Source organism: Phycisphaerae bacterium, from assembly GCA_024102815.1.
GTDB lineage: Bacteria > Planctomycetota > Phycisphaerae > UBA1845 > UBA1845 > JAGFJJ01.
Genome location: JAGFJJ010000013.1, coordinates 1 through 4,608 on the forward strand (window position 1 = coordinate 1; position 4,608 = coordinate 4,608).

2 protein-coding genes and 1 tRNA gene are annotated in these 4,608 nt (G+C 60.6%); all 3 read right to left on the minus strand.

The genetic code is table 11. The features are described 5' to 3' along the window. Window positions 1-1,061 (minus strand): efflux RND transporter permease subunit (locus tag J5J06_04110; GenBank protein ID MCO6436254.1); only part of this gene is annotated, 1,061 nt, incomplete at its 3' end. Window positions 1,062-1,088: 27 nt separating this feature from the next. Then, window positions 1,089-2,441, minus strand: a complete 1,353-nt coding sequence (locus J5J06_04115) for an efflux RND transporter periplasmic adaptor subunit (protein ID MCO6436255.1) — start codon at window positions 2,439-2,441, stop codon at window positions 1,089-1,091. A 1,176-nt stretch (window positions 2,442-3,617) separates the two neighbouring features. Continuing rightward, a tRNA-Met gene (locus J5J06_04120) sits at window positions 3,618-3,691 on the minus strand. Between the last annotated feature and the right edge of the window lie 917 nt (window positions 3,692-4,608).

A 4,608-nucleotide genomic window follows, 5' to 3' on the forward strand; every position in this document is an offset into this window, starting at 1 on the left:
CCGTCGCGCAGCGCCTCGATCACGTTTTCAATCGCCAGATCAATGAATTCCTTTTGTTCATAGAGGCCGGGCAGAAGCCGAACATCCGCTGGGAGCGAGACCTTGAGTTCTTCGAGGGCCTTGTTGACGGCTTCGGTAACCTTCCGCGTATCAGCGTTTGGCTGCTTGTTGATCGTGAGCACCACGCCCGGCCCGCCGTCGAACTGGCCCGTCTTGGTTCTGGTGAATGCCGAGCTGTCGCCTCGCTTCACCTGCGGGCCCTCGACGATACGCGCCACTTGCGACAAACGAACGGATTGCCCATCTCGGTGGGCGACGACAATTCTTGAAATCTCGTCCACGGTCTTGACTCTCCCCAGCGACCGAACGAGGAGTTCATTCGGACCCTGCTGATCGAGATAGCCGCCCGCCGTGTTTTGGTTGCTTTCTCGTAGGGCCTCCTTCACTTCGTGGAGGGTCACCCCGTAACGCAGCAGATCGTTGGGATCGACCAGCACTTGAAATTGTTTCCGTTCGCCTCCCATGACGATCACTTGCGCCACACCGGGAATCGTCAGCAGTCGCTGCCGCACGACCCAATCGGCCAACGTTCTCAATTCGAGCGGCGGCGTCTTGCCCCCTTCGCTGTACATGCCGACGATCTGGATTTGACCCATGATTGACGAGATTGGGGCAAGCTGCGGAGTGACGCCGGGAGGAAGCTGATCGGCAACCAAGGCCACGCGTTCGTTGACGATTTGCCGGTCGTTGTAGATGTTCGTTCCCCAGTCGAATTCCACATAAATCACCGACAAGCCGACGCCCGACGAACTCCGCACGTCCTGCACTCCGGTCGCACCGTTGAGCGTCGTTTCCAGAGGGAACGTAATCAGCGTTTCGACTTCCTCAGGAGCCATGCCGGGCGCTTCGGTCATGATGACTACGCGCGGACGATTCAGGTCGGGGAACACGTCGATCGGCAGTTGGTAGGCTTGCCACCCGCCGTAAACAACCAGGAAGACCGAGGCGGCGACCACCAAGAGCCGGTTCTGAAGCGCGAAGCGAATGATTGCATTGAGCATGGCGGAGGATTCCTTTCGCGATTCCGGTTAGTGGTTATGACCGGCATGAGGATCGACCCCGCCACCCGATTTGTTCTTCAATGCCAGGTGCATCTGATAGGCCCCGCGAGCAGCTACGATGTCGCCGGGAAAGACCGCACCGTCATTGGCGATAACAACCGACCGCTGGTCTCGGTACTCGACATGAACCGGAACCCGGTCAAAATGATCGCCGTTTTGCTGGTAGATGTAGGTCTCGGCGCCTTCATCCACGACGGCCTCCACCGGCAATACGATTCGCCTTTCCCACTGCTCAACCGGAACGCGCAGTTCCATCCGTTGGCCAGGTTTGAAACGCCAATCGAGAAAGCGGCTCCCTGTGGAATCGGTTTGATCGAGCGCCACTTCGTTGGGCAAACGGAGGTAGAATCGAAAGGCACGCGATTGAGGGTCCACGTGATCGGCTAGGTAAAGTACCTTCAGTCCATCAATAACGTCCGTCGCACGATCGCGAGCTAGCAAAGCGGCGGACACTTCCCAGCCCTTGCGTGCCGCCTCGCGCAATCGAGCGGCATCGTCCTCAAAAGCGCGACCCTCGATATACAACTCACAGTGGTCGGCAAGCACGCTGAGCACTTGTCCGGCCTCGACCTGCTGGCCGAGTTTCACTGACAAATCCTGAACGTGGAACAGATGGTCTTCGCGACAGGCGTCGCTGTCGTGGCCGTGTACCGGAGCGCTTACCGTGACCGTCTTGAAAAGCTTTCGATCACGAAGGATCGACTCGACGTCATTCTCCTTAAGTCCGTGCAGGAGAAGTGCTTGGCGCTCGGCTCGAAAACTTGCTTCGAGCTTCTGCTTCTCGTATTCCTGCTCCAATATGCGTTTGCCCGCGATGACGCCTTCACCAAGCGACTGGAGCCGACTGATTTCACGGTTGACGACATCAAGACTTTCGGCCGTGCGGATTAGGTTGCTTTGGGCAGTCACCAGCTCTTCGTGGGTTAGCCGGATCTCAAACATAGAAGAACCTGGTTCGATGGCAGACCCCTGAATCTGGACAATTTTGGTGACCACGCCAGTCAGCGGCGCTGTGATGTGAATCTGTGACCGGCCTGGACGTTCGACGATCATCGCGGGGACGGTTGTGGTTCTGACGTAGGTGGTCGGCTCAATCGTGACGGGCTCGAAGCCGACATTACGCAGTGCATTAGCACTAAGCTCAATCGAAGAGTCCTCGGAATGACCGGCATGGTCATGATCGTGCCCCGCGTGTTCGTCAGATTGCGCAGTGGAGGGCGCACCCTGGCGCGCAATCCAACCGCTGACCATCGGCCTAGCCCACGGCAGCCAAATCGGGCTGGTCGCTGCGAAGGCTCCGCCTGCGATCAGCAGCCCCACAATTCCCCATGTTCTTGGGCGTAGTCTTGGCAATTGAAATCTCATGGGTACCTCCGCGCAGCATTCACGCACAAATCGGTGTTGGGGCAACGTGAGTCACGCATTGAGCGGACGTAGCCAGCCTCAACGCGAGCAGATCGTCCGGAAAATAGAATGAGCACCGTCAAGAATGCTCGAACCGGAACGCGCGGAGATTAGAGCGTGAGCACGCAGTGCGCAAGGTGCAGGCGCAAGCCGCCTAGCAACGGTGGGGCTACGGATTCATGCAACTCGCTGTAGCGCGAAGAGCAAGGCAAAACTGCCTGATCGACCAGGGCATAGCTGAGGAATGAACCATCCCACCCGAGCTGGTCGATGGGAGATGGACCCGACGAATCTGGTGCCGCGAAGACACATGTTCCTTCCGTGCAGCCCGTTGGCCCATGCTCTGAATGAGGAGTGCCTGGGGAGTCTTCGGCGAGCTGCTGGCCCGATGATTCGGAAGCACAAAACCGCTTGGAATCACCATGATGGGAATGCTTGCAGCATCCGCCACTGACTTCCGAGCCACCGTCGTGAGCAACCGATGCTGCATGGCCGGCGGCGTCGCAGGAATGCCCGCCGTGGCTATGATGCGCGCAGCAACCGGCGACGGCGTGCCAAAGCACCGCCACTGCCGTCACGACCGTCATCAAGCCACGGAACATCAGAACTCGAACTCCGCCAAGGGTTTCGCGCCTAGGGGCGCACCGCTCCTAAACTCGCTCATCGTCAATGTTATCGGAATGAGATTGGAGCGTCCATGACGGTTTTTCCGGATTTTCGCCGCCTATTCAGAAATCGAATCGCGAAACCGCGAAGCACGGGCACCTTGACTTGGCCGCGCGTACTTCATACTGCGCTACCCGAAAACAACCCTGGGAGGTTCAGAGCGATTGAGCGGAAGCAACAGCCGTTAACCCAAACGGCGCGAGACAGAGAGACAACCGAGAGTTTCGGCCGAAAGCGGGTCCGCAGGACGACGACGAGGCGGTCACGGCACCGCGCGCGACCGGCCGAGATCGCCAACCAGAGACTTTCCGCGGCGCTCGAACTCGTTGCCAGAACTGGCGATAGAACGCGAAAAGGCCGGCGTCCGAGGACGCCGGCCTCTCGTATAACCCGTCGGTAGCCGAGTTTCGCTACCGTGAAAACAAGTTGCGGGGGCCGGATTCGAACCGACGACCTCGAGGTTATGAGCCTCGCGAGCTACCGGGCTGCTCCACCCCGCGTTGGATGGTTCGACGTGCCACGTCCCGCTCGAAGCCGCTTGTGCGACCGAGCCGGCGGGTGGCTGTCGAAACTGTAAATATACACGCTTGTCATCGCATGTCGAGCGGGGCGGAGACGAAATTTCCAGCGGGGCACGTCGCCTGGGCAGGCTTCAGGCTGGCGGACGGTCACCTCGACCGGGTGGATTCCGGCCATTGGGCAGTTGCCGCAAGCCGTTTTGTCAACGGACCTTATTCCTTGGCGCTTGACCCGCAGGCTGGTACACTTCCAGTGGGTACGGGCCCGGGATTCCGGCCGGCGGATTGTGCCCGACAAGCAAGTCTGTCTGTCTGGCCACTAACCCGTCAACACTGGGACCGGACGGGCGCTGGAAACCGCGGAGTGTTGTGTCGGCCGCTTCGTTCGCCGCTTGGCGAATCACTTCGGTTAGGAGCACCTTGGATGGCGAACTCTCAGCGGCCACGGCCCATCTTTCCCACTCCTGGTGCACCAAACGCCGCGGGCGGGAATTCGCCCTTTCCCGCTCCGGCCGCCGGAAACCCCGCGTCGCCGTCCGCTCGTCCAGTTCCGATCCAACCGGCCCCGGCAGCCGCTCCGCAATACCCAACCGCTCAACAATTTCCGGCAGCGCAACAGTACCCGGCCGCTCAGCCGTACCCCGCGGCACCCCAGTATCCGGCCGGTCAGCCGTATCCGTCGGGTCAGCCCTACGCGGCCGGTCAACCGTACCCAACCGCACAGCCGTACCCCGCGGCACAACAGTACCCGGCCGCTCAGCCGATTCCAGCCGGCCCCCAGTACCCAGCCGCTCAGCCGTATCAGGCGGCGCCTCAGTACCCGGCCGCACAGCCGTATCCGGCGGCACCCCAGTACCCGGCCGCTCAGCCACAGCCCGGCCTCGCGCGACCGTTGCCGG